The following is a 22,590-nucleotide window of genomic DNA, read 5'->3' as shown; positions in this document are numbered from 1 at the left end:
AAGCCTGGATGAGATGCTTGCTCAATGCAAAAAGGGATAATCAAATTAATGAAGCTACCAGAATTAGTGCTGCAGTTCTTTAATTTTACGCTCTGGGCCTCGGCCATCGAGTTCATAGGTGCTCTCCTGATTGTGGCGTATGCGCTTGCCGCTCTGCTGGCACTCCTGCGTACGAGGGATGTTACTTTTGCCCGCTTGCTGGTCACGGATGGGGTGATTGCTGGCCTGAGTTTTAAACTCGCTGCTACCCTTTTGAAGCTGGTTGTATTGCAGACCTGGCAACAGATCCTGATGTTTTCCGTCATCTTTATTTTGCGTATTGCTCTTAAACGCTTGTTTACCTGGGAGCGCACCCGTATACAACTGCAACGTGATCGCTTGAGTATGCGCGATATAGGGTGAGCTATTGGTGCTCTCTGCCACTATCGATGTGGCTATTGTTTGTATGCTGCCTACCGTTCTGATAGGTTTTGATTGCAGGTGTTGGAGCGCGGACATCATGAATATCCCAGAAGAGGAGAAGCGTGGCAGTGGAAACTTTTTTTAAGCTCTGGACAAGCTATCTGGCGTCAGGTGTCGAAGGTGTGGCGGGACTTCTGATCGGTCTGGCGGCCCTGCAAGCGACATTACGAGCGCTGATCCTGTTTGTACGCAAGGTGGGCCGGAATGCTGGTTTAGCGGAACTGGAGACCGAGAATATCAGGCTGCGGCTCGGTAGATGGCTGGCTCTGGCTTTGGAGTTTGCGCTAGCCGCCGACATTCTCCGCACGGCAATTGCTCCGACCTGGGGCGAAATTGGACAACTCGCCGCCATTGCAACTATCCGAACGCTGCTGAATTACTTCCTGCAAAAGGAGATTGATAGGGCAGCAGTCAGGCATCCAGAGCGTCTTCTGCAAACCTATACGCCGTCGCCATCCACGCCTTCTAATGGATTGAAACGCATGCTGGGAAAAGCAGGTATCACACGAAGTGAAACGGAGGTCGAGGCGCCGTGACGCCGCGCTCATCAGCGGCCAGTTATTGGGCCTCTAGTGCCCTTTGGTGCGTCTGCGGTGCGAGATGTGTGTACGACTCCCCCGTAGAACGGGGGCGGCTATGGGGTCTGTCTGCAGCCCCGGTGATGGCACAAACCCACAACGGGATGATGGGTCGCGCAGGCACGGGGATGCAGACCTTTGCCGCACTCCGTGCCGTGCCGTGCTTGCGTCTTTCTACATTGTTGTTCCTATGGATGGATTTGCCAGCTTCTGCATCATGGTGTTGACCATGGCTATCTCATCTTCGTTGACGGTATGACCCATATTTGGATAAAGCCGTGTCGTCATCGTGGCATCCATGCCTCGCAAGACCTCATCCGAGAGTCGGACGCGGGCCGCCGGGATGTGCATATCATGATCGCTACAGCCCAGAAAAACAGGGGTCCCAGCCAGCGATCCTGCATAGTCACGTGGGAGGCTATCGGGACCGATCAAGCCGCCGCTTAATCCCGCGATCCCGCCATAGCGTTGTGCATTGCGGGCCGTAAACTCAAGTGTCAGGCAGGCACCTTGCGAGAAGCCGAGCAGCATAATACGCTCCGTAGGTATTCCACTGGCCTGGACCCGGGCCAGCAGCGAACCGATCACAGCCAGCCCCGAAGAGAGTCCCGGCTCATTTTTGGCGAGCGGAACCAGAAAGCTATAGGGATACCAGCTATGCCCGGCGGCCTGCGGTGCCAGATACGCGAACTCTGTTTGATCGAAGACCGTGGTGAGGCCAAGAATATCTTCCGCCGAACTGCCACGCCCATGCAGCATGATCATTGCCGCTTTCGCCTGCTCCAGCGGGACACCGGCGGTCAACACCGGCTGTCCCTGATGCGGTCCCTGCGCTTGATTCTTTTGATCGTTCATACTATTTATTTCCTTTAATCCTGTTTTAGCTACTGGCTGTCCTGGCAAGAGAAGACGGTCATTGTCAGGATAGGCTGTACCCCAATATATACATCAGCGTACACCACTACATCACTACACCATTGCAGAACATTTACGGAACGAAAAATATTTCTATCCTCCTGTTAAGAGACACGTTTGCCCCGCGATACATGTGGATTATTCCAAAAATCCAGCCCATTCTTAGCTCAACCACCGCATTCAGCCATTGCCCCTTGACATTCCAGGCCCTCCCTATTTATAATCTAACTGGTTAGTTTATAAATAGGGAGGATGGAAAAGGTATGACGGAGCCAAAAAGGAAACGCGGGCGAGAAAGAGTCTATGATGCGGAGAGGACACGGGGAATGATATTGAGCGCGGCTGAAGCCGTGTTCGCCGAGCATGGATTTGATGGGACATCGGTTGATGCTATCGCCACGCAGGCGGGCTATAACAAAAGCCTTCTCTTTCAGTACTTTGGCGACAAGCTTGGTCTTTATACCCAGGTGCTCAAGCGTGCGGATGGGGAGATGAGCGATCTCCTGACGCGTCTGTTCGCATCCTTGCTGGCGGTGAATGATGATGCCGTGGTCCTTCAGGCTCATCAATTGAAGTCTTTTCTCACTGCGATGGTGCAAGCCTTGTTTGATTATCTGTTTGAGCATCCCCGTCTGATGCGCATATTGAACTGGGAAATGGCCGAGGGCTGGCAGACCTTCGCGCAGATTGCCTCACAATTTCCACCTACCGATATGGTTCAGCTTGAGCCGTTCTTTCGCAAGGCACGTCAGGCCGGGCTACTCCGTTCGGATTTCGTGGCGATGATCCAGCTCACGCTGATGGTGCCAATCTGCCAGGTCTATCTCTCCTATCTTCCCCTGTATCAGCGACTCCTCCCAGATGAGGATCTTTCTTCCGCAAGCGAGCTTGTGCGCACACGGGAATACCTTGTTGATTTTGTTGTTGCCGGGATGATGAGCGGTCCTTCTGGAACGAAGACCGAGAAAGATGCTTGAGCCCTATGACACCGATCAGTTTGAATGATTTGTTCTTACAAGAGACACTGCGCGATCCTATTGCCTTCTATGGCAGGTTGCGTGAACAAGAGGTGCTCTCCCATTTTACCACAGGTGAAACGGGTGTCTGGATTATCGCAACGACGTATGCCGAGTCGATTGAATTGCTAAAGGATGCGCGCTTGATCAATGATAGAAGCAGGATAGCAGTTCCTGGGACACCACCACCTGTAGTGGGAAGGGCACTGGCAGCTTTTAGTCAGAATCTGTTGGGAGTCGATCCACCCGACCATACGCGTTTACGCAAACTGGTCTCCAAAGCTTTCACACCGCATATGATCGAACAACTGCGCCCACGTATTCAGCAAATCACCGATGAACTGTTGGACGCCGTTCAGGAAACAGGCACCATGGATCTGATTGCGGACTTTGCCTTTCCGCTTCCCCTGACAGTTATCGCAGAAATGTTAGGAATTCCCATCTCGGAGCGTCAGCAATTCCGGGCATGGACTCAAGCGCTGCTCGCCTCTCTCACCTCTCCACAGCATGAGGAGGCCGGTGTGGCTGCGGCGGAGGCATTTATCTCTTCTATCAACACGCTGCTAGCGAGCAAGCGCAGGCATCCCGGTGCTGACCTGACCAGCGATCTATTGCGCGCAGAGGAACAGGGGGACATGCTGAGCGAGAACGAGCTTATCACGATGATCTGGCAGTTGGTCGTGGGAGGACATGAGACCACCGTCAATCTACTTGGCGATGGTATGCTGGCCTTGCTCCAACATCCAGAACAGATGAGCCTGCTACAGCACAATCCTGACTTGCTCTCCTCTACGGTTGAAGAACTGCTCCGCCATACTGCTCCCGTGCTTTTCGCGGCTGTGCGTTGGGCCAGCGAAGATATCCCACTGCATGGTCAGGTGATTCGCAAAGGAGAGATGGTGCGCATTTCATTGTGCGCAGCCAACACTGATCCCCAACAGTTCTCTGATCCAACCGTGCTCGACATCACGCGTCAGGTTAATCAACATCTGGCCTTTGGCAGAGGGATTCATTACTGCCTGGGGGCACCATTGGCGCGCCTGGAAGGTCAGATAGCGCTAGGGACATTGCTGCGACGCTTCCCTCATCTCCATCTCGCCTGTCAGCCAGAGCAACTAGAATGGAATCCTTTTCCCTATCTGCGCGGCCTGAAAGCACTCCCTGTACAGTTCTAAACAACATGCGGGAGAGAGAACCCCCGTAGAACGGCTCACTCCCTGACACTTTTTTGGGGGCCAAGAGTTTCCTCTTTGTATCGTTATCGGTACTTATGCCACGCTAAGAAGTTGTCTTTCAGTAGAGCTGAGGTGTATAGTATACTGGGATGGAGAGAGTATGTCTGTGCATGTGTTCCTCTCCAAGAAGACTGGGATAAGCTTGAGAGAAAACAGGTTGAATGAAGCAAATACTCTTTGGGAATACATATTAACCACATATGGCTATTGTCCAGAGTCAGAGAATCTTCGAGAAGAACGGATCTATCATGCCATTTTTCAGCCCACTTTCCATCGGCATTGCTTTCTCTCATTGCATATCACGCCTACTGATACCGATGCGATCTTGACATTTGGCTACCTCGCACACATCTGGGAATGGAAAAGGTACCTTGAAATTTTATCCGCGATCAGGGAAATGCAGGAATTTCCAATGCTATCAGATGATGCATTTGTCTATTTAAAGAACATTCAAATGGAAGCCTTGAGAGAAAAATATGTATTTTCATCATTCCCTGATGAAGAGTCAGTCTATTTAAGAAACGTTCAAATGACAGCTGTCCCATTAGAAACTCTTCAGTATTTCGAGCAAAAAATGCAGGAGATTCAACCTTTTGAGTTGGGTATTCTGGTGCCGGAGCCTCAGTATGCGCGAGATGGCATAACAGCGCGTGGAATCGTCACCGATAGGTATCGCACGCATCGTTTTGACATATGGCCTGTCCCTTTGACAGGCAGATATAGAGCGTTTTTTCTGGAATTCATCAGATTAGGCAGTGCCTGCGTCGAGGAGGCAGAGCAGAAACATTTGAAGGAAATTCAACGCTATCTCTACTAGGGCGATCTCATCGGTTCTTGTCATGCCAGGCTTTCTTTGAGACATTTAAAAGCGCCATCCAGGGGAGCGGCGTTTGGATCGTCGGGCCTGAAGGTGCGGCAGAAGATTTTCGCGATGCTTGTGCGTGGCAGTCTTGTGCTTAAACTGCCGAAGAAGCGCGTCGATGCCCTTGTGGACTCAGGCGCAGGCGTACGCTATGATCCTCGTCATGATGGTCGCTTGATGAAGGAGTGGATTGTGCTTGATCGCGCCTCGCAGGTGGAGTGGTTGCCGCTCGCACAAGAAGCTATGGAGTTTGTCGGCTCGAAATGATGAATGGATGGATGGACACAGCACCTGATGAAGTGGATGCTGTGTCCATGCTGAGATCAAACCAGGAGCTTAGTTCTGGCTGTCTGGTTGAGATATTTGCTTCCCCATCACTATGCACCGGGTGGAATGGATTTTAGCAAATACGTGGCAAAGGATCACCTACCAGCATATCCAGAACACGCAGACCGCCGATATCAGTGCGCAAAAAGACCATGCCCGGCGGTTCGGCCTGGATGGTGCCAATAATCGCAGCATCACGGCCCAGTGGGTGATTGTGCATTGCTTGCAGTGTAGTATCGGCTACGCCGGGCGCGACGATTGCTAACAATTTGCCCTCGTTGGCAATCGTGAGAGGATCGAGCCCGAGGATTTCGCAGGCCCCTCGTACTTCGGGATGGACAGGGATGCTTTGTTCATCAAGGGCAACCGAAACCTCCGATCCCAGTGCCATCTCATTGAGGGAAGTGGCAACACCTCCACGTGTAGGATCTTTCAGACAGTGTATACCCTCACCAGCGGCCTCAATAAGGGAGGCCACCAGGGTGTGTAGCGGGGCCGTGTCGCTTTGTACGTCGCTTTCGATATCAAGTGCTTCACGAGCAAACATAATTGCGATACCGTGATCGCCAACAGGGCCGCTCAACAAGACTTTATCTCCTGGCTCCAATTGAGCCTGTCCCATTAACCAGGAGGCACGAACCAGACCAATACCCGCTGTGTTGATAAAGACACCATCGGCCTTCCCATGCTGTACCACCTTTGTATCGCCCGTAACGATGGCGACACCTGCCTCCTTTGCTGCCTGTGCCATCGATGCAACAATACGGCGCAGATCAACGATGGGGAAACCTTCCTCCAGGATAAAGCCGACTGAGAGGTATAAGGGTGTGGCGCCAGCCATAGCAAGGTCGTTGATAGTGCCGTGCACCGCGAGCTTACCAATATCTCCTCCTGGAAAGAATAATGGGCTAACGACATAAGTGTCGGTTGTAAAGGCTAGCCGATGGTCTATATCATCTGTACCATCCACACGAAATGTTGCGGCATCATCCATGGCATCCAGCAAGGGATTTGAGAAGGCTGGAGCAAAGACCCCCTCAATTAGATTGTGAGTGGATTTGCCACCACTGCCATGACTGAGCGTAATTTTCTCATCATGTAAGTAGAATTTGTGGCGACGCGCCTGACGCGTGCGCTCGATCTTCTGTAATACTGAGTCAACACGTCCGGCATTTGATGTATCCGCATCCATAATATTCCCTCTGCTTTCTGGCTCTTTATTGGGTGATGGGCAAAACGTGCAGACGGTTGCGCTCGGAGGCCATCGAGAATCGGCCGTAACTATAGTAGGCGGCGCAGGCTCCTTCTGGCGAAACCATACAGGTCCCAATAGGTGTCTCTGGTGTGCAGGCAGTGCCAAAGACCTTGCATTCCCAGGGTTTAATAACACCCTTCAAAACTTCACCGCATTGGCAGGCTTTGGGATCGGCTACGCGCAATCCCGGCACTTCAAAGCGCAACTCGGCATCCCAATCCGCGAAATCCGAGCGTAGTTTCAGGGCGCTGTGCGTAATAAAGCCGAGGCCACGCCATTCAAAGAAGGGGCGCAGTTCCATCGTCTGAGCCATGGCCTGTAACGCCTTCACATTGCCCTCTGGTCGCACCACTCGCGCATACTGATTCTCGATCTCTGTTCGTCCCTCGTTAAGTTGTTTGACGAGCATATAGATAGACTGAATGATGTCAAGTGGTTCAAAACCTGCAATGACGACTGGTTTCTGATGGTCGCGAGCTACAAAATTGTAAGGGCGCATACCAATGACCATGCTAACATGTCCCGCGCCGATGAAGCCATCTAAGCGCAGGTCTGGCGAGTCGAGGATAGCTTTCATTGCGGGAATGATGGTGACGTGATTGCAAAAGATCGAGAAATTTTTGATGCCTTCGGCTTTTGCTCGCAGGAGCGTCACAGCTGTTGAGGGGGCGGTCGTCTCAAATCCGATGGCGAAGAAAACCACCTGACGATCAGGATTCTGGCGAGCCAGCTTGTAGGCATCGAGTGGAGAATAAACGAAACGGACATCAGCACCATTCGCTTTGGCATCAAGCAGGCTTCCATGAGAGCCTGGCACACGCATCATATCCCCAAAGGTGGTAAAGATGATGCCCTCTTTACGAGCGATGGCAATGGCATCGTCGATGCGGCCCATTGGGAGAACGCAGACGGGACATCCTGGCCCATGGATCAGATCGATGTTGGGTGGTAGCACATCCTCAATGCCGTGTTTGTAAATGGTGTGAGTATGTCCACCACAGACCTCCATAAATTTAAGTGGTTGATCGCCACTTAATCTGGCGATTTCTGCCGAGACATGCTTCGCCAGTTCGGGATCACGATATTCGTCCACAAATTTCATACTCATCTGCTTGCTCCTTCTTTATTTTAACTCACCCGCCCCATATGATAGGCCCAATAGGGATGAATCCTATGAGATTCCTTTTTCTAATGCTGTATGAATAACCTCCAGGAGGGCATGATAGACGGTCGCCTGGGCTTCCTGGATGCGTGGAATGTGATCGCTGGGTGCGTTAATACATATGTCGATGTTGCCTGATTGCAGCATCTTGCCACCATCGTAGCCAGTCAGTCCAATGGTGAGGAGCCCCTGTTTATGGGCCTGTTCAAGGGCAACCAGCAAATTCTTTGAATTGCCGCTGGTTGAGATGCCTACGGCGATGTCACCTTTGTGCCCAAAGGCGATGACCTGGCGGGAAAAAACGTTGTCGAAGCCAACATCGTTTCCTACCGCTGTAATCACCGCGATATCGTTAGTCAACGCCAGGGCTGGAAGGGGTGACCAGTGTGCGAATGGTGGGTTCAAGAGTTCCGTCACCAGATCCTGTGCATCGGTACTACTGCCACCATTGCCGAAGGCCAGTAGCGTTGCTCCATGAGCGAAAGCGCGTGCCATAGCCTGACCGGCGGCTACAATCTGTATACCGGCGTCGGCGTGCTCAAGTGTTGCCTGGCGTAAGGCTATGATCTCGCGGCACTTCTCGAGCGTGGAGTGTTGTACCTGCGCCAATACATCCTCCAGGCTGGCTTTGCCACCTTCAAAGAGAAATGGATAAAAAAGTCGATCGTACTCCGATCCTTCGTTATTATTCATGGCTGGCCTCTGAATCAATTAATAGAGCTATCGCAACACCACCATGTACCAGGATCTGGTCGCCTGGTACAAGTGCGTCCACCAGGGTAATGTCAATCTCTTCCGCTATTTCTCGCACGGAGACCAGAGCCACCCCGTTTTCCTGATCGACACGCAACACGGTAGCTGATAGTGCCTCATCGGAACACGTTATACATTGTCCATCTGCCGTGGGAACACAGCATGGAATGCCCGGATGAGCCGGGAAAAGAGCAAGTATGTCCTTTTGTTCAGCATCGTTCATTGGAGTAGCCCTTCATTCTCAAAGTAGATATGTACCAGTTCCCAGAGAACATGATAGAGGGTCTCGTGCGTTTCCTGTATCGCCAACGGATCGCAAGATGGGACGACGAAACAGAAATCAAGCTGGCTCTGTTGTATGCTTCCTCCATCTCCTCCGACCAGTCCCAATGTGAGCAAGCCCATTTCTCGCGCTGTAGTCAGGGCTGAGCGCACGTTGTTGCACTGTCCATCCGGCGAATAGCCCAGTGCGATATCTTGCGGTCGAGCTACTATCCGCAGTTGACGGGCGAAGGAGTTCGTGGCATCATCACCAGTCATCAAACCGCTCATCGTTGCACTATCGTTCGTTAGAGCCAGGGCGGGTAGCGCGCGTTTGCCAACAATTACTGGATGTACAAATTCGACCGCCACATGCTGGGCATCGGTGGCCCATGCTCCATTGCCGAAGGCCAGGAGCCGTCCGCCCTGGTGAAAGCGCCGTGCCATAGCCCAGCATGCCTCGGCGATATTTTTGGCCTCCGCGTTGAAAAATGTGTCTGGTATCGTCACGCTCAGCGCAAAGCGCGCGGTGACTACTGCTAGCAAGTCAGATTGTTCGCGCTTTTCCATTTCAGTTGTCATGTGTTTTGCTCAACCTTTGCATTGCCCGCATAGAACTGGCACATCTGAAGGTGCCCGATCAATGGGCGGTTGGGAATCATCAGTTCCAGTAAAGCGGTCCCCTGATTTATTGGGCTTCATTCAATCTGGCTTTCTTGAAGCATTTGAAGTTCATCAGAAAAGATGTTGCCCATGGTATACAAAGCTTTCATCGTTTCGTGGGCCTCATTCTCGTTGATTTTGCTCATGGCGAAACCGACGTGAATCAAGACCCAGTCTCCTGGTGCGATACCCTCTGGACGCACGAGCGCGATACTGATGTGACGTTTGACGCCCGAGACGACCACTTTTGCAATAGAATTGGGGTCATCGACAATCTCTAAGATCTGACCTGGAATACCCAGACACATATTCTTACTCCTTTATATGGCACGTAACTGTGCCGCAGCTATTGCTAGCTGACCGAGACTGAGGCCACCATCATTGGGTGGTACACGTCGATTGGTATAGACCTGAAAGGAGAATGCTTCCAGGCGGGTGATCAACTGTTCAAGGAGCAGCCGGTTCTGAAAAACGCCGCCACTAAGGGCAACGCTGCTTAATCCCGTCTGTTTGCGGATCTCATGACAGGCTTGTGCCAACAATTCAGCAATGGTGCAATGGAAACGATAAGCAATCTTTGGAACTGTTCTGCCTTGTTGGATATCGTTTACAATGGCACGAATAAGGGGTGCCACATTCAATACCGTTGTCATCTGGCCTTCAATACGATCCATAAGAAATGGATAGAGCTCTGTTTCTTCTTGCATCGCATCGGTAGCATAGGTTGCCTGCATCTCCAGTTCGACAGCGGCTTGCCCTTCGTATAGTACATTTGATTGCGCCAGCCCTTGAGGCAGACCCAGCAGTGCAGCCACGGCATCGAATAATCGACCCAGACTGGAGGTTGGGGGACTATTGAGATGGCTGCTCATCATCTGCGCCAGTATGTGCCACTTTGCGCGATCCAGTTGTTGTGTAAAAGGAATCGCTACTTCCAGAAAAGCACTGCCGTAGACGTGAGCCAGGTAAGCCGCGGCCATGCGCCAGGGCTGCCGTATGGCTTGTTCGCCGCCGATCAGTGGTATGTATGTCAGGTAAGCCAGGCGTTCAAAACCCAGCAGATTGGCAGTCATGATTTCGCAGCCCCAGACAGCTCCATCTGTGCCATAGCCAGTGCCATCGGCCGCTACACCAATGACTGGCTCTTGCAATCCATGCTCTGCCAGGACACTGGCAATGTGGGCATGATGATGCTGGATACCGATTTTCTGTGGGATAGCGCTATCCAGGGCATATTTTGTGGCGAGATATTCTGGATGAAGATCATAGACAATGGCCTGTGGATCAATATCAAAAAGGTTCTGGAAATGTTTGATGCCTTCTTTAAAAGAGGTGAGTGTTTCAAGGTTCTCTAAATCACCAATATGATGGCTTACGAAGGCGCGCCGTCCCTTACCCAGGCAGAAGGTATTTTTGAGATGCCCACCGCAAGCTAAAAGTGGGAGCGGAAGATCGAAAGAGAGTGGAATGGGTTCGGGCGCGTAACCTCGTGAACGGCGTAGAAATTGAACATTTCCCGCGCTGATATGCATGACAGAATCGTCGCAACGCATATAAATGTCGCGGTTGGAGGTGAGCATACCATCGACGATGGGGGCCAGCCTTGTACGAGCATCATCGTCCTGGTATGCAATGGGTTCGTCGCTCAGGTTGCCACTGGTCATGACGAGCACAGCCAGACTACCAGGAGCAAGTGCGGTGGTAAAAGCGCGTAACAAGAGATGGTGGAGGGGCGTATAAGGCAACATGATGCCCAGTGTGTTATATGCAGGCGAAACGCCAGATGCTACCGGGCAGTTGGGAAGCTGGCGTAGTAATACAATAGGGCGGCGATGGGATTGTAAGAGTGTTGCCTCGGCAGCGCTTACGACACAAAGCTGGCGGGCGGTGTTGAGGTCAGGCACCATAAGTGCGAACGGTTTTGCTTCACGATGTTTACGCTGTCGTAGCTGTTGCACTGCCTCTGTATTGAGAGCATCGCATGCCAGATGGTAACCACCCAATCCTTTGATAGCCAGTATAGCGCCAGCAGCCAGTTGTTGCACTATCCTCATAATCAGATCATTTGTCGTGGTCGTACTTATGGTTGTGCCGCCGTCATAAAAGGACACCTGTGGTCCACATAGCGGGCAAGCGTTGGGTTGAGCGTGAAAACGTCGGTTGAGTGAATCTTCATACTCTACCAGACAGGTAGGGCACATTGGGAAGGTGCGCATGGTGGTCTTGTCGCGATCATAGGGAACATCCTGTACAATGGTAAAGCGCGGACCACAATTGGTACAGTTGATAAAGGGATAGCCATAACGCCGGTCGGCGGGATCGAAGAGTTCACGCAGGCAATCGTCACAGGTGGCTGTATCGGGTGAGATGAGTGCGTATCGCTGATTGCTGGCCTGACTATGGGCGATAACGAAGGTAGTCTCGTGACATGGTTGTACCGACTCGGTAGCAATGGAATCAATGCGGGCCAGAGGGGGAAGCTCTTCACGCAAGGCGCGCTGAAAGCTAGCGAGTGCCAGGAGCGAACCTTCTACCTCGATGGTGACGCCCTGACTATCGTTGAACACAAAACCAACCAGGCCATAGTGGAGAGCCTGACCATAGATGAATGGCCGAAAGCCTACCCCCTGGACAATGCCTTGAATAAGAATCCTCTGCCGTTGAAGTACCGGATCTGTAACGGAATCCATAGAAATGCTTCTTTCCAGGCGACTAACGCTGGTCACGGCTACATTTACTGCTGGACGAATGCGAGCAGCCAATCACACCATATATCAAGCCCTTCACCGCTGCGACAACTTAGCTCGAAGATGCGTAAATGTGGATTGATAGCCAATGCCTGCCGTTTTACTTTCGCCAGATCGTAATCCACATAGGGTAGTAAGTCGAGCTTATTAATGATCATGACCTGTGAGGCGGCGAACATCTGTGGATACTTGGCTGGCTTGTCGTCGCCTTCGGTCGTGCTGGTAAGTACGATTCGTAGATCCTCGCCCAGATTCCAGGACGAAGGACAGACCAGATTACCAATGTTTTCAATGAAGAGCAGACGCATACGCGACGTATCCATTTGCGTTAGTGCATCACGGATCATATGAGCTTCCAGATGACATGCCCCTCGCGTATTGATCTGTACTGCCTCCGCGCCTGCCGCCTCAATGCGTTCCGCATCGGCCGTGGTTTCGATATCGCCTTCGATTACACCAACGGCAATGCCTCCACGCAGCCGTAGGAGCGTTCGCTCCAGAAGTGTCGTTTTACCGGCTCCCGGAGAACTCATGATATTGAGTGTACGTACATTATGTGCCCTCAACATCTGCTGAATATCCTCGGCAATCGTATCGTTGGCCGCTAAAATGTTTTGCGCAATAGTGACTTTGGGCATAGTTGCCTCCAGGATAGGGCATCCATCTATGTTTCTCTTTAACTCAGGTTGCGACACATATTCCAGTGTCGATTTCCATTTCAAGGATTTGGAGTTCTGTGCCGGAAACGATATGGTGGCTCCACTCGTCACAGGTGGGGCACTGAGCGATAAAGTTCTGAACTGGAAATTCGCTGTCACAGCGGTCGCACTTCGCTCGATGTGGCACCGTGTCAATCAGTAGTTGTGCACCGGATAACAATGGTTCAAGGCTGGTAAGCATCTCAAAGCAGAAGGTCAGAGAGTCTGTGACGATGCAATTGGCCTCGCCAATACGCAGATGTACACTCTTCACCTTCGTGGCTTGATATTCGTTCGCCCGTGCCTCTACGGTCTCAACGATACTTTGAGCAATCGAGAGTTCATGCATACGTGACCTCGTTCTCTTCACTATCCAGTGTGTTACATCGCCCGTATACGAAGATAGCGTCGGATATCGGGAATCGATTGAAGGACGAAATACCCGATAGCCAGGGCCAGAACGACGAGAAGGAGTCTGAACATGAGTATTGTTCCTTTCCCTATCCTTTACAAGAAAACTAGCTTTTTCACTACGGAGTCAATCATCTTTAGCGCTTCATCCACAGCGGCTTGCACTGGTTCGCTCAATTCCATCTGCATCTCTGTGCAGGGATCATCACTGCCGAGCGAGGCAGGTTCGCAGCCAATCAGCAATGTATGAATGGGTTGCGCCCCCAGCGTGCGGGCATAGGCCAGAACCTTCACCGGGTCCATGCTATGCGTATCCAGTGCCATTCTGCCAGCTTCTCCTCCTTTCTCAGGAGTCATCTCTGTCAAATCCGGTTCTATCAGATAGAGCGTGCCGGGTTGACCACCGCGAGCAACCGTGTCAACCAGCACAAGAGCATCGTACTCATCGAGCAAGCTATAGGCCAGATCCATGCCCCGAATACCGAAATCGACGACTTGTACGCCCTCTGGATATTGTCTGTTCATAAGTCTGCTTGCCACTTCAACGCCGAAGCCATCATCTCCTAAAAAGATATTGCCAATACAGGCTATAAGTATGCGCCTGAGTGGCTGCTCTGATAATGGTGTACTGCTCACGAGCCCTCCAGCAGTTCTACCTCCTCTGGAAAGAAGAAAAAAAGATGACCAGGCATAACACGACTCTGCATCTGCATTTGTTCCAGGGCTGGGTCATCGTCCACTGTGACAACCAGATAGACACGATTCTCGAAATCCTGATGAATGACCTCAACAGTCCCGATTTTTCCAGCAAGGATGCCATCAAAAGCGTCGGCACGTCTCTTTTGTGGACAGAGGCGTACACGCGTTCCCACGCTCACCTCTTTGCCTGCAATTGTGATAGATGCTGGCGGTGGATAATCCTCGCCTGGAAATCCTGGGAAATCCCAACCTCCACGACGTATCATGCTTTTTCTCCTTTGCTGTCAGGACGTAGATCACGAATGGTACCATGCATCTTCATGTCATGCTTTTTCTCCTTTGCTGTTAGGACGTAGATCACGAATGGTACCATGCATCTTCATGAATTGATCAGGCGTGAGGGCCTCTGTGCGCTCCAGTATCTCGCGGGTGTGTTCATCCTGTCGCATTTGCTTTTTCTCCTCATCACTCAGTGTCAGAATACGCAACGAGAGAATTTCATCAATCTCGCCGCCATCGAAGAGCGGTCCCGGACTTTCGGGAGCGATCTGTGGATAGTCGTACAAGATAATGGGTGACGATAGCAGTGTATCTCGTTCCCCCTGCTCACCGACCAGCACCGGCCATGTGTGGAGATTATGACATTCGCTGACCAACGGTTGTAGCTCTTTTAAAGGCTCTAACAGTGAGATGAAAGAACCCCGATGTACCTGTAGAATAGTATGTGTAGAGATGAAAGATTGGAATAGTATGGCATCGTGGCGGTTTGTGGCATCACCGGTCACAGATGTCGTATTCTCGATGGTGATACTCAGCTTGAAGATGGTCGTAGCGACGCGTTCAGCTGAGAGTGTACAGACTCCAGAGAGTGCTTGTTGCTCTCGAATGATCTCTATTCCATGCGCATCGGGTGGATATTCTACGGTACATGTGGCGGGAAATTCAATTGCCACACAGCGAGGAGAAAACAGCACATCTTTCAAGGAAAGATCCAGTATGCTCAAATCGCGCTCTCGCCCCTCCTGTAATGGTTCGTCCGCAAAACGGCTAGCCAGTCCCCATGTATCGGAAAGCTCTTCCACTTGCTCATCTTTTCTCGCATCGGGTGGCACAACTGTACGCACAAGCAGGTGCAGAAACCTGATGGTTATATCGAGTGAGAGATGCTCTGCCTGACCTTCTAGCAGGCATTCTGTGCGCATTGTCCAGGGATCTCTGCCACCATTCCCCTCGCTATACTCGCGTGGATAGATGCCGCCAAACGTCCAACGTGTACGATTTTTGATTGCGGACTGGCGGTATGGATAGAGGAGATAGCCCTCGTAGAGGATCGCGTTGGCGATTTCCTTTACCTGCTCTAGCTTCATGGCTTTACTTCCTCTCCACTTGCCTGTAGCAGGCGTGTAAGAACTTGCTCCCAGGTGATGAGGCCATGCGCGATTTTATACTGATACAATTCGTCGAAAACATCCTTTGGCAGGCGAATCCAGGCTGTGTTGGGAAAGTGTGTGTGGATTACCTCTTTCCAAACGGCAACCGGGAGGCGATAGGTGGCTTCCTTGGACCAGGAGATCTGACTGATCTGTAGATTATCTTCCGCGCCTGCGTAGAAAACAGTGCCACTGAAGAGGAAGGTGAGCGGTACGTCACCATCCTCCAGTGCATTGAAGTATCTGGTACTCACTACCTCAAAATCGTAGAGACATGGAACAGGCAGATCGACGGTGGTATTGCCTGAGAAGCGTGGCACCACGGTAGGCACGTGCGTCCACAGGAACGTACGCAAAGTTTTACCCCAGCGTTCAGGCTCACCAAAAAGCTCAAACAGTTTGGCCTTTTCTTCGGGTGCATAACGTCTTTGTGTCACTGAGAGCATAATCTGGCACTTCAAATTGATATTTTGGATCAGCTCTTCCGGGTTTGCGTTGCCAATCCGCAGTTTGAAGTTGAGCATTGGAAGCGTACTGTAGGGCACAGCTTCGGCACCCAATACCTCAAAGCTCAGGTCTGGCATCAGGCCCTCCTCTCCCCGGCATAGGGGTTATGAGCCGGATTGACATCACTTTGCTTCCCTGTTCTACTAACGTCAGTGGATTGTTCGATAGGAGTTGCTCTTAATCGCAGGGCTGTAAAGTACTCTGCAATAGCTTTCCAGACTTCTTCACCGCCGCTCAGACCTTTCCACTTGAGGCGGATTAAGCCGACAAGCTCGTAGCAAGTGTCTATGGGAACGATGTAATGTTCTCGATAGCTATGACCGCCCCTGTTCTGCACGCGGTTAATCAGTAGTGCCTCGACATCAGATTCCAACTCATGCAGGATGGGATTGTTGTTGACCAGAGTATCCCACCCTTCCAGAGGGAGCAGGGATTCCATAGCTCCTGCGGGACTGGGATAGAAGGCTGTGACACGCCTGGTATTAGTATTGTAAAAGATAGAGACCATGTTCACCGGAAGCATCAGGTCATCCCACTGTTCATCCGTCATAGAGAAATCAGACAACAGGAGATAGCGGGAGGGGACAAGCCGATACTTCCCCGCTCCGGCAACAGGATCACCAAAGAGAATAGAGCAAGGATGACAGACGCAAATCAATGTGCGTTTGGAGAGTTCCAACAAATGGCGGTGTTTCGCAGGAATCTCCACGCTGCATAGCTCGCATAGCTCTGCAGGCGGACGTATTTCTCGTTGGTGTGCAAACTGACGTAGCATATCAAGAGGAATTGCGAAACGATCATCAACATTGCTGGTAGGTTTGGATGATGACATTGTGATACACCTCATTTAGATATACGCGTTTTGTGCCGACGTGGAGGCACAAACGTCATAGGGATAGCAGCACGCGGCGGACCACTATTGTCTTCTATCTCCAATCCATCCAGATCTGGAACCGCCTGGTAGATTGCCTCTTCAAGCGCCAATTTGAGGGCGCTGGACGAGCCTGAACAACTATGGCAACTGCCCTTTTCCTGGAGGCGCAGATAGACTATGCCATCTTCAATCCTCACAAAATCTACAGTGCCCCCTTGCGACTTGAGCGTTGGCCGTATCTGTTCCAGTGCTTGCAGGACTCGTGCCTCGATATCTAGCGGATGGAGTCCATGGAGCACAAACAATGAACTGAGCAGTTCATCACGCGCGAAGATGTTGATTAATGCAAGCCCCGTTGTGTCAGCCTCGGCAGTGATTTCAAGCAAGCGAGCTAGCCCTTCGCCATACATATCCAGCAACGCCTGAATGAGTTCCTCAGCGATTGCACGCGCATGGGGATCCTGGAACGAGGCAACTTCCTGGACGAGCGTCTCAATCCGCGTTGCCTGGCGCTGTTGCTCTTGTATGCCTTGTTGCATTCCTCTTCCTCCTTGTACCCCTCCTGATCCGAAGCTAGAGGGGCGGGGTACTTGCATTAATAATCAACGTAAATCGGATTCTATACCTGTTTTCATCCTTTTGTACGAACATCAGGGTGCTGGTATATGTGGACTTTCGGGATCTACTGGATTTTCTTTTGCTGCATTGACACCGGTAGATGCCCGACCTGTTGTCTTGCCAGTTGGGCGTTTTGCCTTTCCTGTCGTCCCGGTATCCTGACGACCAGGTTCTCTGCCCTCGGCTTTGATTTTTTCCTCGCCCTTACCTGTGCCTGCTATATGCTCAGGATTGGGTGTCGGGGTTGCCTTCTGTTCTTCCATCATGTATCCTGCTTTCATAACTGAGCTGTGTTTACCAGAGCTCGTCTCCTTGTGGGATTGCTGCTCCTACGAGTTGATGCCAAAGGTTGGTGAAAGAACTGTTTGAAGTTCTTTGCCTTCGCCCAGGTACATATGGACGCCACATGGTAAACAAGGGTCGAAGCTGCGAACCGCTCGCATGATATCTATCCCTTTGAAGGCTTCCGGGCCATTTTCTTCAAAGATTGGGGTGTTCTGTACTGCGTCCTCGTAGGGGCCGGGAGTACCATAGATATCGCGCACGCTGCCGTTCCAGGGTGTTGGCGGATAGGGATGGTAGTTGGCGATCTTACCATTCTCAATCACCATGTGATGGGAAAGTACGCCACGGACAGCCTCATGGAAGCCGCAGCCGATAGCCTCCTTTGGTACCGTAAAATCGCTCCATGTTTTGGTGTGACCGGCATGGAGTTCGGCAAGCGCTTTATCGATAAAGTGGAGAGCAGCAGCGGCAGAGTAAGCCTGGAAGTATGTGCGTGCCCGGTTACGCTCGATTGCGTTGCTCCACTTTGGGATCTTCCACTCGAATTCTACTTCGGGTTTGCTGACACTCTTGGGCAGACGAATTTTGACACTGTGTCCGGTTGCTTCGATCAGTCCTCCCATATTCACCAGTCCGGCCAGTGCTGTTGACCACAGGCGGGCAATGGGACCTCCGCCAGTATCCAGGGCCAGATAATCACCGGCACGCTTATCATACCAGCGCGGCGACATCGTCCAGCTATATTTGTCGCTGAAGTCGCGTTTTTGCGGCTTAGGGATGGTTGTTTGATTCCAGGGATGGCGCTTATCGATAGGATTACCAAGCGGGTCGCGGTCAACAAACGTTCTTTCATTCTGCCAATCTTCATAATAGGAACTACCCAATAGAATACGAATACCGAGGTTAATATCCACCAGACTGGTCGTCACCAACTCTCCATCCACAATCACACCAGGCGTGACATACATGGCCCGTCCCCACTTGTCCATCGTGCGATAATCGTAGTCGCATACGTCAGGATTTTGCCAGGAACCCCAGCAACCGAGGAGTATCCGCCGTTGACCCACCATTTCATAGCCCGGTAGAGCCTCGTACCAGAAGTCGAACAGGTCATCATGCATAGGCACGACCTTCTTCATCCATTCAACGTACTTCATCAGTCGAACGAGGTAGTCCGTGAAGATTTGAATGGTTGCGGTAGTGCCTGTTCCGCCTGGATAAAGGGTCGAGGGATGAACATGGCGTCCTTCCATCAAGCAGAATGCCTCACGCGTATAGCGGCTCACATGTAATGCTTCGCGGTAGAACTCGCCGGTGAAGGGATTAAGCGAGCGCATAATGTCCCCAATGGTTTTATAACCATGTTCTGCTGCATGTGGGGCAGCAGTTTTATTGGCGAGCTCAAGCACATGGGGATTTGTCTCTTTGACCATCTGCTCACAGAAATCGACGCCGACCAGATTCTCCTGGAAGATATTGTGGTCGAACATGTACTCCGCTGCCTCACCCAGATTGATGATCCACTCACCCAGGGCTGGTGGCTTGACCCCATAGGCCATGTTCTGCGTATAGACGGAGCAAGTGGCATGGTTATCACCGCAGATGCCGCAGATGCGACTCGTGATGAAGTGGGCATCACGCGGATCCTTGCCCTGCATAAAGAGGCTATAGCCACGGAAGATGTGAGAAGTGCTATACGCTTCTGCTATCCGCCGGTTCTTGAAGTCGATCTTGGTATAGATACCCAGACTACCCACAATACGTGTCATGGGATCCCACGACATCTCTACAAGCTGTGGTGGCTGCTGAGGAGACCCTTCCCGTTTCGCTTGCGTAGACATACTGCTACACTCCTTCTATCGAATCGTTATCCACTGCTTCTGGTTCACCATCATTGCCATGGAGGCGGGTAGCCCGTCGTCAGTTGCCTGCCTTTGTGCCGCCAGGATGGTTCCTTATTGACCGTATCATTTGTTATTTTGCGTAGGCCGCGTAAGGCACCACCCCAGATGCTTACAACGGACGTCGAAAGTTTCGCGCCAGGTGGTTCATCCATAAAAGGCATAAATTTGTCGGGGAAGCCTGGCATTGTACAGCCGATACAGATGCCGCCCACATTAGGGCAGCCACCAATGCCAGCCATCCAACCGCGCTTAGGAACATTGCAGTTCACTACTGGCCCCCAGCAGCCCAGTTTTACCAGACATTGTGGTGAGCCGTACTCGGAGGCGAACATACCCTGCTCATAGTAGCTACCGCGGTCGCATCCTTCATGGACTGTTTTGCCGAAGAGCCAGGTAGGTCGCCCTTCCTCATCTAGAGGAATCATCGGGGCCATGCCAGCTACCTGGTAGAGTAGATAGAGGAGGGTTTCCATAAAGTTATCAGGTTGCACGGGGCAGCCTGGAACATTGACAATGGGGATGCCAGCCCTGGATTTCCAGTCCCAGCCGAGATAATCCGCGACACCCATGGCTCCGGTCGGATTCCCTTGCATAGCATGGATGCCACCATAGGTGGCGCAGGTTCCTATTGCCACTACGGCCAAAGCTTTAGGGGCGAGACGATCAATCCAATCACTTACAGGAATGGGCTGACCGGTAGTAGCATCCACGCCAAGTGCTGCCCAGTAGCCTTCGGATTTAATCTTCTCGTTTGGCACAGAGCCTTCAAACACAAGCACAAAGGGATCGAGCTCGCCTCGTTCCGCTTTATACCACCAATCCATAAAGTCTTTTCCCCACTCATAAGCGATGCATTTATTGTGGATATGAACTCGGGGGAGCCCTGGAATGGCTCCCAACACAACATCCTCGATGCTGGGTTGGGTCGCGGCAGTAACTGCGATCGTATCCCCTTCACATCCCAATCCCTCTACAATCCAGATAATATGGACATCTTCCACTTTTGTCGCCATGATGTTCCTCCTTGAGCGTTATCCGCCCATGGGTTGTTAGCAGGCACATCCAGCGTAGATACAATTGTTTTCAATTGTGCTCTACTGCGGTTGCACTAAGGTAACAATAATGAGGAAACGCTGAGGCAAACAACCATCTCTTGTAAAAACAGATTCCAAGAGGAGTGTACCTTGTGAATGAAGTAGATGGTAGTAAAGAAGGAAAAGCAGCATCTTGCACTTTTCAAATAACAGCGAGAAGTGTTGTTATGAGCGTTTTCTTGCGTTACTACTCTGATACGTAACACAGTAAAATAGTTTGTACGAAATCCCTACTGCAGAGTTACTAACATGCTAATCATAGTTTCATAACACAACAACTCTCTTATTTTAGAAGAGCATCTTAAGCAAGTAGCCTATGAAGTAGCAGTATAGCATATAGGTATGGGCTATTCAAGTGAACAGTAAAACGATAGCGGTCAAAAAGATAGTGCCAACTTGTTGGGAGGGAAAGGCTGGATTTAGAATGTGCCTTTCCCCATTCCCTTTCCTCGACTTTGTACAATTTTGAAAACGTGAGCTCGAAAATGCGTCGCGTTTGCCCTTTGTAATTTGACACATCAATTCGCCAAAAGGGGGTGATATGCGTCAGAGGAAGAAAGCGGCGAGGATATGTGTCAAACCACGAGATTCAATCACCCTCCAATGTGTAACTTCAACCTCAGTAAAGGAGTTTTGCCATCATATACTCATCGATATAATCACCATCGATCAACATAGTGCGTCTCATCGTGCCCTCGATTTCAAAGCCACACTTCTGGTAGAGAGCGACTGCGGCTTGATTGTGTGTCATGACTGTCAACTCTAAGCGGCGAATGCCTTGTTGGCGGGCCCAGTCTTCCATAATCATGAAGAACTGGGTTCCGATGCCTTGTCCTGTAAAGGCTTGCAAAATGCCAATCACGAGACCAAGGCGGTGTCTATTGCGCTGGCGCTCTCCTCGCTCTCCTATCAGAAATCCGACCAATTGCTCACCGTGTTCAGCCACGAGAAGAAGAAGATGGTCTTGTGGGGAATGGCAGAGAAACTGTTCTAACTGTTGTTTTGCAAGCGTCGCGTTTTCATCAGGTTCACGCAACATAAAGGATGTTTCTTCATTGATCTGTTTCCTTAAGTGAAGAAACGCCTCGGCATCACGTTCACAGAGCATGCGGATTTTCATAGATACTCTCCTCTATTCAAAATTTTCTTTGTGGTATCTGTGTTACATCTTTTTCTGGACAAGTACTCACGCAGCCTCCTGTTCCCACTAGAGTGAGACGTTCTCTATTGCACGTAACTTTCGAGGGAGCCGAGAAACCATCACAAAGTGTTCTCTCTTCTTGGCTTTCCTCGCCGAGTGCACAGGAAACATTGAACCTCTTGAATCGCTGATTGTAGCCAGCCTACCCATTCAATGAAACAGCTCCAGAGAAAGAACACAATGATACCCAATTCTTAGGCCAAAAACAAGGCGTTGACGCAATTGGGGTGTGTCTCATTGTTTTGCGTACCCTTTTTTTGATGGTATGCTAAAGAAAAAGACGAAGGAGAAACGCAAGCAGGAGGGTCACATGAATACTGATGAGATGCGTCATCTCTGGCAACAAGAAAGCCAAAAAGAGTTTGATCAGTTTGCCCAGTGGAGAGCGGATCATGAGGAGGCCACCTTAGCAGAGATTGAGGCGGTCATGGATGAGCATCTCAATCGCGTTCGTGCTGCTGTGTTGCAGCAGGCAGCCCAGGCCAGCGAACCACTGCAAGAAACACGACACGACCAGCAACGCTGTCCACAGTGTGGAAACCGATTGCAGGCTCGGGGAAACCATGCTCGGACCTTGCAAACCACTGGAGGAGAAGCAATCACCTTGCACCGCCGGTATCTCAAATGTCCCCG

27 protein-coding genes and 1 pseudogene are annotated in these 22,590 nt (G+C 51.2%); 7 read left to right on the top strand and 21 right to left on the bottom strand.

Features of this window, described 5'->3' with window-relative positions; genetic code table 11:
- The first annotated feature begins 48 nt into the window (after positions 1 to 48).
- Together F1593_RS17680 and F1593_RS17675 are read left to right on the top strand one after the other, a co-directional pair.
- The gene (locus F1593_RS17680) at positions 49 to 402 is read left to right on the top strand and encodes a DUF1622 domain-containing protein (protein ID WP_172632212.1); all 354 of its coding nucleotides are present in this window, start codon (positions 49 to 51) and stop codon (positions 400 to 402) included.
- 128 nt (positions 403 to 530) lie between these two features.
- A complete protein-coding gene (locus F1593_RS17675) occupies positions 531 to 998 on the top strand; it encodes a DUF1622 domain-containing protein (RefSeq protein WP_149402885.1) in 468 nt (155 codons plus the stop codon).
- Positions 999 to 1,214: 216 nt separating this feature from the next.
- Here the strand turns inward: F1593_RS17675 and F1593_RS17670 are convergent, their stop codons facing one another.
- The gene (locus F1593_RS17670; protein ID WP_149402884.1) at positions 1,215 to 1,895 is read right to left on the bottom strand and encodes an alpha/beta hydrolase; all 681 of its coding nucleotides are present in this window, start codon (positions 1,893 to 1,895) and stop codon (positions 1,215 to 1,217) included.
- Positions 1,896 to 2,218: 323 nt separating this feature from the next.
- Here F1593_RS17670 and F1593_RS17665 point away from each other — a divergent pair, with 323 nt between their 5' ends.
- The 4 genes from F1593_RS17665 to F1593_RS17650 all read left to right on the top strand — a co-directional run bounded on the left by F1593_RS17665 (position 2,219) and on the right by F1593_RS17650 (position 5,335).
- Positions 2,219 to 2,932 (top strand): TetR/AcrR family transcriptional regulator, encoded by a 714-nt coding sequence (locus F1593_RS17665; protein WP_149402883.1) that lies wholly within the window; start codon positions 2,219 to 2,221, stop codon positions 2,930 to 2,932.
- Between the two features lie 5 nt (positions 2,933 to 2,937).
- A complete protein-coding gene (locus tag F1593_RS17660) occupies positions 2,938 to 4,146 on the top strand; it encodes a cytochrome P450 family protein (protein ID WP_149402882.1) in 1,209 nt (402 codons plus the stop codon).
- A gap of 160 nt (positions 4,147 to 4,306) precedes the next feature.
- Positions 4,307 to 5,023, top strand: a complete 717-nt coding sequence (locus F1593_RS17655) for a hypothetical protein (protein ID WP_149402881.1) — start codon at positions 4,307 to 4,309, stop codon at positions 5,021 to 5,023.
- Between the two features lie 36 nt (positions 5,024 to 5,059).
- Positions 5,060 to 5,335, top strand: a complete 276-nt coding sequence (locus F1593_RS17650) for a TfoX/Sxy family protein (RefSeq protein ID WP_216368903.1) — start codon at positions 5,060 to 5,062, stop codon at positions 5,333 to 5,335.
- A gap of 133 nt (positions 5,336 to 5,468) precedes the next feature.
- Here F1593_RS17650 and hypE read toward each other — a convergent pair whose 3' ends face one another.
- The 20 genes from hypE to F1593_RS17555 all read right to left on the bottom strand — a co-directional run bounded on the left by hypE (position 5,469) and on the right by F1593_RS17555 (position 21,876).
- Positions 5,469 to 6,587 (bottom strand): hydrogenase expression/formation protein HypE, encoded by a 1,119-nt coding sequence (hypE, locus tag F1593_RS17645; RefSeq protein WP_149402880.1) that lies wholly within the window; start codon positions 6,585 to 6,587, stop codon positions 5,469 to 5,471.
- A 25-nt stretch (positions 6,588 to 6,612) separates the two neighbouring features.
- Positions 6,613 to 7,752 carry a hydrogenase formation protein HypD gene (hypD, locus tag F1593_RS17640; protein ID WP_149402912.1) on the bottom strand — a complete coding sequence of 380 codons (1,140 nt, stop codon included), beginning with the start codon at positions 7,750 to 7,752 and terminating at the stop codon, positions 6,613 to 6,615.
- A 69-nt stretch (positions 7,753 to 7,821) separates the two neighbouring features.
- Complete coding sequence (locus tag F1593_RS17635) at positions 7,822 to 8,505, bottom strand: D-sedoheptulose-7-phosphate isomerase (RefSeq protein ID WP_149402879.1); 684 nt, start codon at positions 8,503 to 8,505, stop codon at positions 7,822 to 7,824.
- Complete coding sequence (locus F1593_RS17630) at positions 8,498 to 8,788, bottom strand: HypC/HybG/HupF family hydrogenase formation chaperone (protein WP_149402878.1); 291 nt, start codon at positions 8,786 to 8,788, stop codon at positions 8,498 to 8,500. Before F1593_RS17630 ends, F1593_RS17635 begins: the two co-directional genes overlap by 8 nt.
- Positions 8,785 to 9,408, bottom strand: coding sequence for a D-sedoheptulose-7-phosphate isomerase (locus F1593_RS17625; RefSeq protein ID WP_172632211.1), 624 nt, complete (start codon positions 9,406 to 9,408; stop codon positions 8,785 to 8,787). The genes F1593_RS17630 and F1593_RS17625 overlap by 4 nt, the downstream gene beginning before the upstream one ends.
- Positions 9,409 to 9,524: 116 nt before the next feature.
- Positions 9,525 to 9,797, bottom strand: a complete 273-nt coding sequence (locus tag F1593_RS17620) for a HypC/HybG/HupF family hydrogenase formation chaperone (protein ID WP_149402877.1) — start codon at positions 9,795 to 9,797, stop codon at positions 9,525 to 9,527.
- Between the two features lie 12 nt (positions 9,798 to 9,809).
- Positions 9,810 to 12,179, bottom strand: coding sequence for a carbamoyltransferase HypF (gene hypF / locus F1593_RS17615; protein ID WP_149402876.1), 2,370 nt, complete (start codon positions 12,177 to 12,179; stop codon positions 9,810 to 9,812).
- Positions 12,180 to 12,223: 44 nt separating this feature from the next.
- The gene (hypB, locus tag F1593_RS17610) at positions 12,224 to 12,874 is read right to left on the bottom strand and encodes a hydrogenase nickel incorporation protein HypB (protein WP_149402875.1); all 651 of its coding nucleotides are present in this window, start codon (positions 12,872 to 12,874) and stop codon (positions 12,224 to 12,226) included.
- Positions 12,875 to 12,917: 43 nt separating this feature from the next.
- Positions 12,918 to 13,283 (bottom strand): hydrogenase maturation nickel metallochaperone HypA, encoded by a 366-nt coding sequence (gene hypA / locus F1593_RS17605; protein ID WP_149402874.1) that lies wholly within the window; start codon positions 13,281 to 13,283, stop codon positions 12,918 to 12,920.
- Positions 13,284 to 13,315: 32 nt separating this feature from the next.
- Positions 13,316 to 13,417: a DUF6893 family small protein gene (locus tag F1593_RS29860; RefSeq protein ID WP_371873871.1), complete on the bottom strand. Its 102-nt coding sequence runs from the start codon at positions 13,415 to 13,417 to the stop codon at positions 13,316 to 13,318.
- A 24-nt stretch (positions 13,418 to 13,441) separates the two neighbouring features.
- Positions 13,442 to 13,981, bottom strand: coding sequence for a hydrogenase maturation protease (locus F1593_RS17600; protein WP_149402873.1), 540 nt, complete (start codon positions 13,979 to 13,981; stop codon positions 13,442 to 13,444).
- Positions 13,978 to 14,310 (bottom strand): hypothetical protein, encoded by a 333-nt coding sequence (locus tag F1593_RS17595; RefSeq protein WP_149402872.1) that lies wholly within the window; start codon positions 14,308 to 14,310, stop codon positions 13,978 to 13,980. The genes F1593_RS17600 and F1593_RS17595 overlap by 4 nt, the downstream gene beginning before the upstream one ends.
- 57 nt (positions 14,311 to 14,367) lie before the next feature.
- Positions 14,368 to 15,411, bottom strand: a complete 1,044-nt coding sequence (locus tag F1593_RS17590; protein WP_149402871.1) for a hypothetical protein — start codon at positions 15,409 to 15,411, stop codon at positions 14,368 to 14,370.
- On the bottom strand, positions 15,408 to 16,058 hold the full coding sequence (locus F1593_RS17585; RefSeq protein WP_149402870.1) for a DUF6084 family protein: 651 nt from the start codon (positions 16,056 to 16,058) through the stop codon (positions 15,408 to 15,410). The genes F1593_RS17590 and F1593_RS17585 overlap by 4 nt, the downstream gene beginning before the upstream one ends.
- Positions 16,058 to 16,813, bottom strand: a complete 756-nt coding sequence (locus F1593_RS17580) for a DUF5947 family protein (RefSeq protein WP_216368901.1) — start codon at positions 16,811 to 16,813, stop codon at positions 16,058 to 16,060. Before F1593_RS17580 ends, F1593_RS17585 begins: the two co-directional genes overlap by 1 nt.
- Before the next feature lie 11 nt (positions 16,814 to 16,824).
- Positions 16,825 to 17,394 carry a NifU family protein gene (locus tag F1593_RS17575; RefSeq protein WP_172632210.1) on the bottom strand — a complete coding sequence of 190 codons (570 nt, stop codon included), beginning with the start codon at positions 17,392 to 17,394 and terminating at the stop codon, positions 16,825 to 16,827.
- A 111-nt stretch (positions 17,395 to 17,505) separates the two neighbouring features.
- Positions 17,506 to 17,739, bottom strand: coding sequence for a hypothetical protein (locus tag F1593_RS17570; RefSeq protein WP_149402868.1), 234 nt, complete (start codon positions 17,737 to 17,739; stop codon positions 17,506 to 17,508).
- A 63-nt stretch (positions 17,740 to 17,802) separates the two neighbouring features.
- Complete coding sequence (locus tag F1593_RS17565) at positions 17,803 to 19,599, bottom strand: nickel-dependent hydrogenase large subunit (protein ID WP_149402867.1); 1,797 nt, start codon at positions 19,597 to 19,599, stop codon at positions 17,803 to 17,805.
- 50 nt (positions 19,600 to 19,649) lie between these two features.
- On the bottom strand, positions 19,650 to 20,675 hold the full coding sequence (locus F1593_RS17560) for an NADH-quinone oxidoreductase subunit B family protein (RefSeq protein ID WP_149402866.1): 1,026 nt from the start codon (positions 20,673 to 20,675) through the stop codon (positions 19,650 to 19,652).
- 700 nt (positions 20,676 to 21,375) lie between these two features.
- On the bottom strand, positions 21,376 to 21,876 hold the full coding sequence (locus tag F1593_RS17555; protein ID WP_216368900.1) for a GNAT family N-acetyltransferase: 501 nt from the start codon (positions 21,874 to 21,876) through the stop codon (positions 21,376 to 21,378).
- 391 nt (positions 21,877 to 22,267) lie between these two features.
- Here F1593_RS17555 and F1593_RS17550 point away from each other — a divergent pair.
- Positions 22,268 to 22,590, top strand: a pseudogene (locus F1593_RS17550) (hypothetical protein); the annotation flags it as partial.

It is taken from the genome of Dictyobacter arantiisoli, from assembly GCF_008326305.1.
GTDB lineage: Bacteria > Chloroflexota > Ktedonobacteria > Ktedonobacterales > Ktedonobacteraceae > Dictyobacter > Dictyobacter arantiisoli.
This window is presented reverse-complemented; position numbering and strand designations above follow the sequence as displayed.

What these genes read in the sequence shown, in the direction of transcription:
- F1593_RS17680 (WP_172632212.1), top strand. Translation starts at nt 49, where the DNA reads ATGAAGCTACCAGAATTAGTGCTGCAGTTCTTTAATTTTACGCTCTGG.
- F1593_RS17670 (WP_149402884.1), bottom strand. Translation starts at nt 1,895, where the DNA reads ATGAACGATCAAAAGAATCAAGCGCAGGGACCGCATCAGGGACAGCCG.
- F1593_RS17665 (WP_149402883.1), top strand. Translation starts at nt 2,219, where the DNA reads ATGACGGAGCCAAAAAGGAAACGCGGGCGAGAAAGAGTCTATGATGCG.
- F1593_RS17660 (WP_149402882.1), top strand. Translation starts at nt 2,938, where the DNA reads ATGACACCGATCAGTTTGAATGATTTGTTCTTACAAGAGACACTGCGC.
- F1593_RS17655 (WP_149402881.1), top strand. Translation starts at nt 4,307, where the DNA reads ATGTCTGTGCATGTGTTCCTCTCCAAGAAGACTGGGATAAGCTTGAGA.
- hypE (WP_149402880.1), bottom strand. Translation starts at nt 6,587, where the DNA reads ATGGATGCGGATACATCAAATGCCGGACGTGTTGACTCAGTATTACAG.
- hypD (WP_149402912.1), bottom strand. Translation starts at nt 7,752, where the DNA reads ATGAAATTTGTGGACGAATATCGTGATCCCGAACTGGCGAAGCATGTC.
- F1593_RS17635 (WP_149402879.1), bottom strand. Translation starts at nt 8,505, where the DNA reads ATGAATAATAACGAAGGATCGGAGTACGATCGACTTTTTTATCCATTT.
- F1593_RS17630 (WP_149402878.1), bottom strand. Translation starts at nt 8,788, where the DNA reads ATGAACGATGCTGAACAAAAGGACATACTTGCTCTTTTCCCGGCTCAT.
- F1593_RS17625 (WP_172632211.1), bottom strand. Translation starts at nt 9,408, where the DNA reads ATGACAACTGAAATGGAAAAGCGCGAACAATCTGACTTGCTAGCAGTA.
- F1593_RS17620 (WP_149402877.1), bottom strand. Translation starts at nt 9,797, where the DNA reads ATGTGTCTGGGTATTCCAGGTCAGATCTTAGAGATTGTCGATGACCCC.
- hypF (WP_149402876.1), bottom strand. Translation starts at nt 12,179, where the DNA reads ATGGATTCCGTTACAGATCCGGTACTTCAACGGCAGAGGATTCTTATT.
- hypB (WP_149402875.1), bottom strand. Translation starts at nt 12,874, where the DNA reads ATGCCCAAAGTCACTATTGCGCAAAACATTTTAGCGGCCAACGATACG.
- hypA (WP_149402874.1), bottom strand. Translation starts at nt 13,283, where the DNA reads ATGCATGAACTCTCGATTGCTCAAAGTATCGTTGAGACCGTAGAGGCA.
- F1593_RS29860 (WP_371873871.1), bottom strand. Translation starts at nt 13,417, where the DNA reads ATGTTCAGACTCCTTCTCGTCGTTCTGGCCCTGGCTATCGGGTATTTC.
- F1593_RS17595 (WP_149402872.1), bottom strand. Translation starts at nt 14,310, where the DNA reads ATGATACGTCGTGGAGGTTGGGATTTCCCAGGATTTCCAGGCGAGGAT.
- F1593_RS17590 (WP_149402871.1), bottom strand. Translation starts at nt 15,411, where the DNA reads ATGAAGCTAGAGCAGGTAAAGGAAATCGCCAACGCGATCCTCTACGAG.
- F1593_RS17585 (WP_149402870.1), bottom strand. Translation starts at nt 16,058, where the DNA reads ATGCCAGACCTGAGCTTTGAGGTATTGGGTGCCGAAGCTGTGCCCTAC.
- F1593_RS17580 (WP_216368901.1), bottom strand. Translation starts at nt 16,813, where the DNA reads ATGTCATCATCCAAACCTACCAGCAATGTTGATGATCGTTTCGCAATT.
- F1593_RS17575 (WP_172632210.1), bottom strand. Translation starts at nt 17,394, where the DNA reads ATGCAACAAGGCATACAAGAGCAACAGCGCCAGGCAACGCGGATTGAG.
- F1593_RS17570 (WP_149402868.1), bottom strand. Translation starts at nt 17,739, where the DNA reads ATGATGGAAGAACAGAAGGCAACCCCGACACCCAATCCTGAGCATATA.
- F1593_RS17565 (WP_149402867.1), bottom strand. Translation starts at nt 19,599, where the DNA reads ATGTCTACGCAAGCGAAACGGGAAGGGTCTCCTCAGCAGCCACCACAG.
- F1593_RS17560 (WP_149402866.1), bottom strand. Translation starts at nt 20,675, where the DNA reads ATGGCGACAAAAGTGGAAGATGTCCATATTATCTGGATTGTAGAGGGA.
- F1593_RS17555 (WP_216368900.1), bottom strand. Translation starts at nt 21,876, where the DNA reads ATGAAAATCCGCATGCTCTGTGAACGTGATGCCGAGGCGTTTCTTCAC.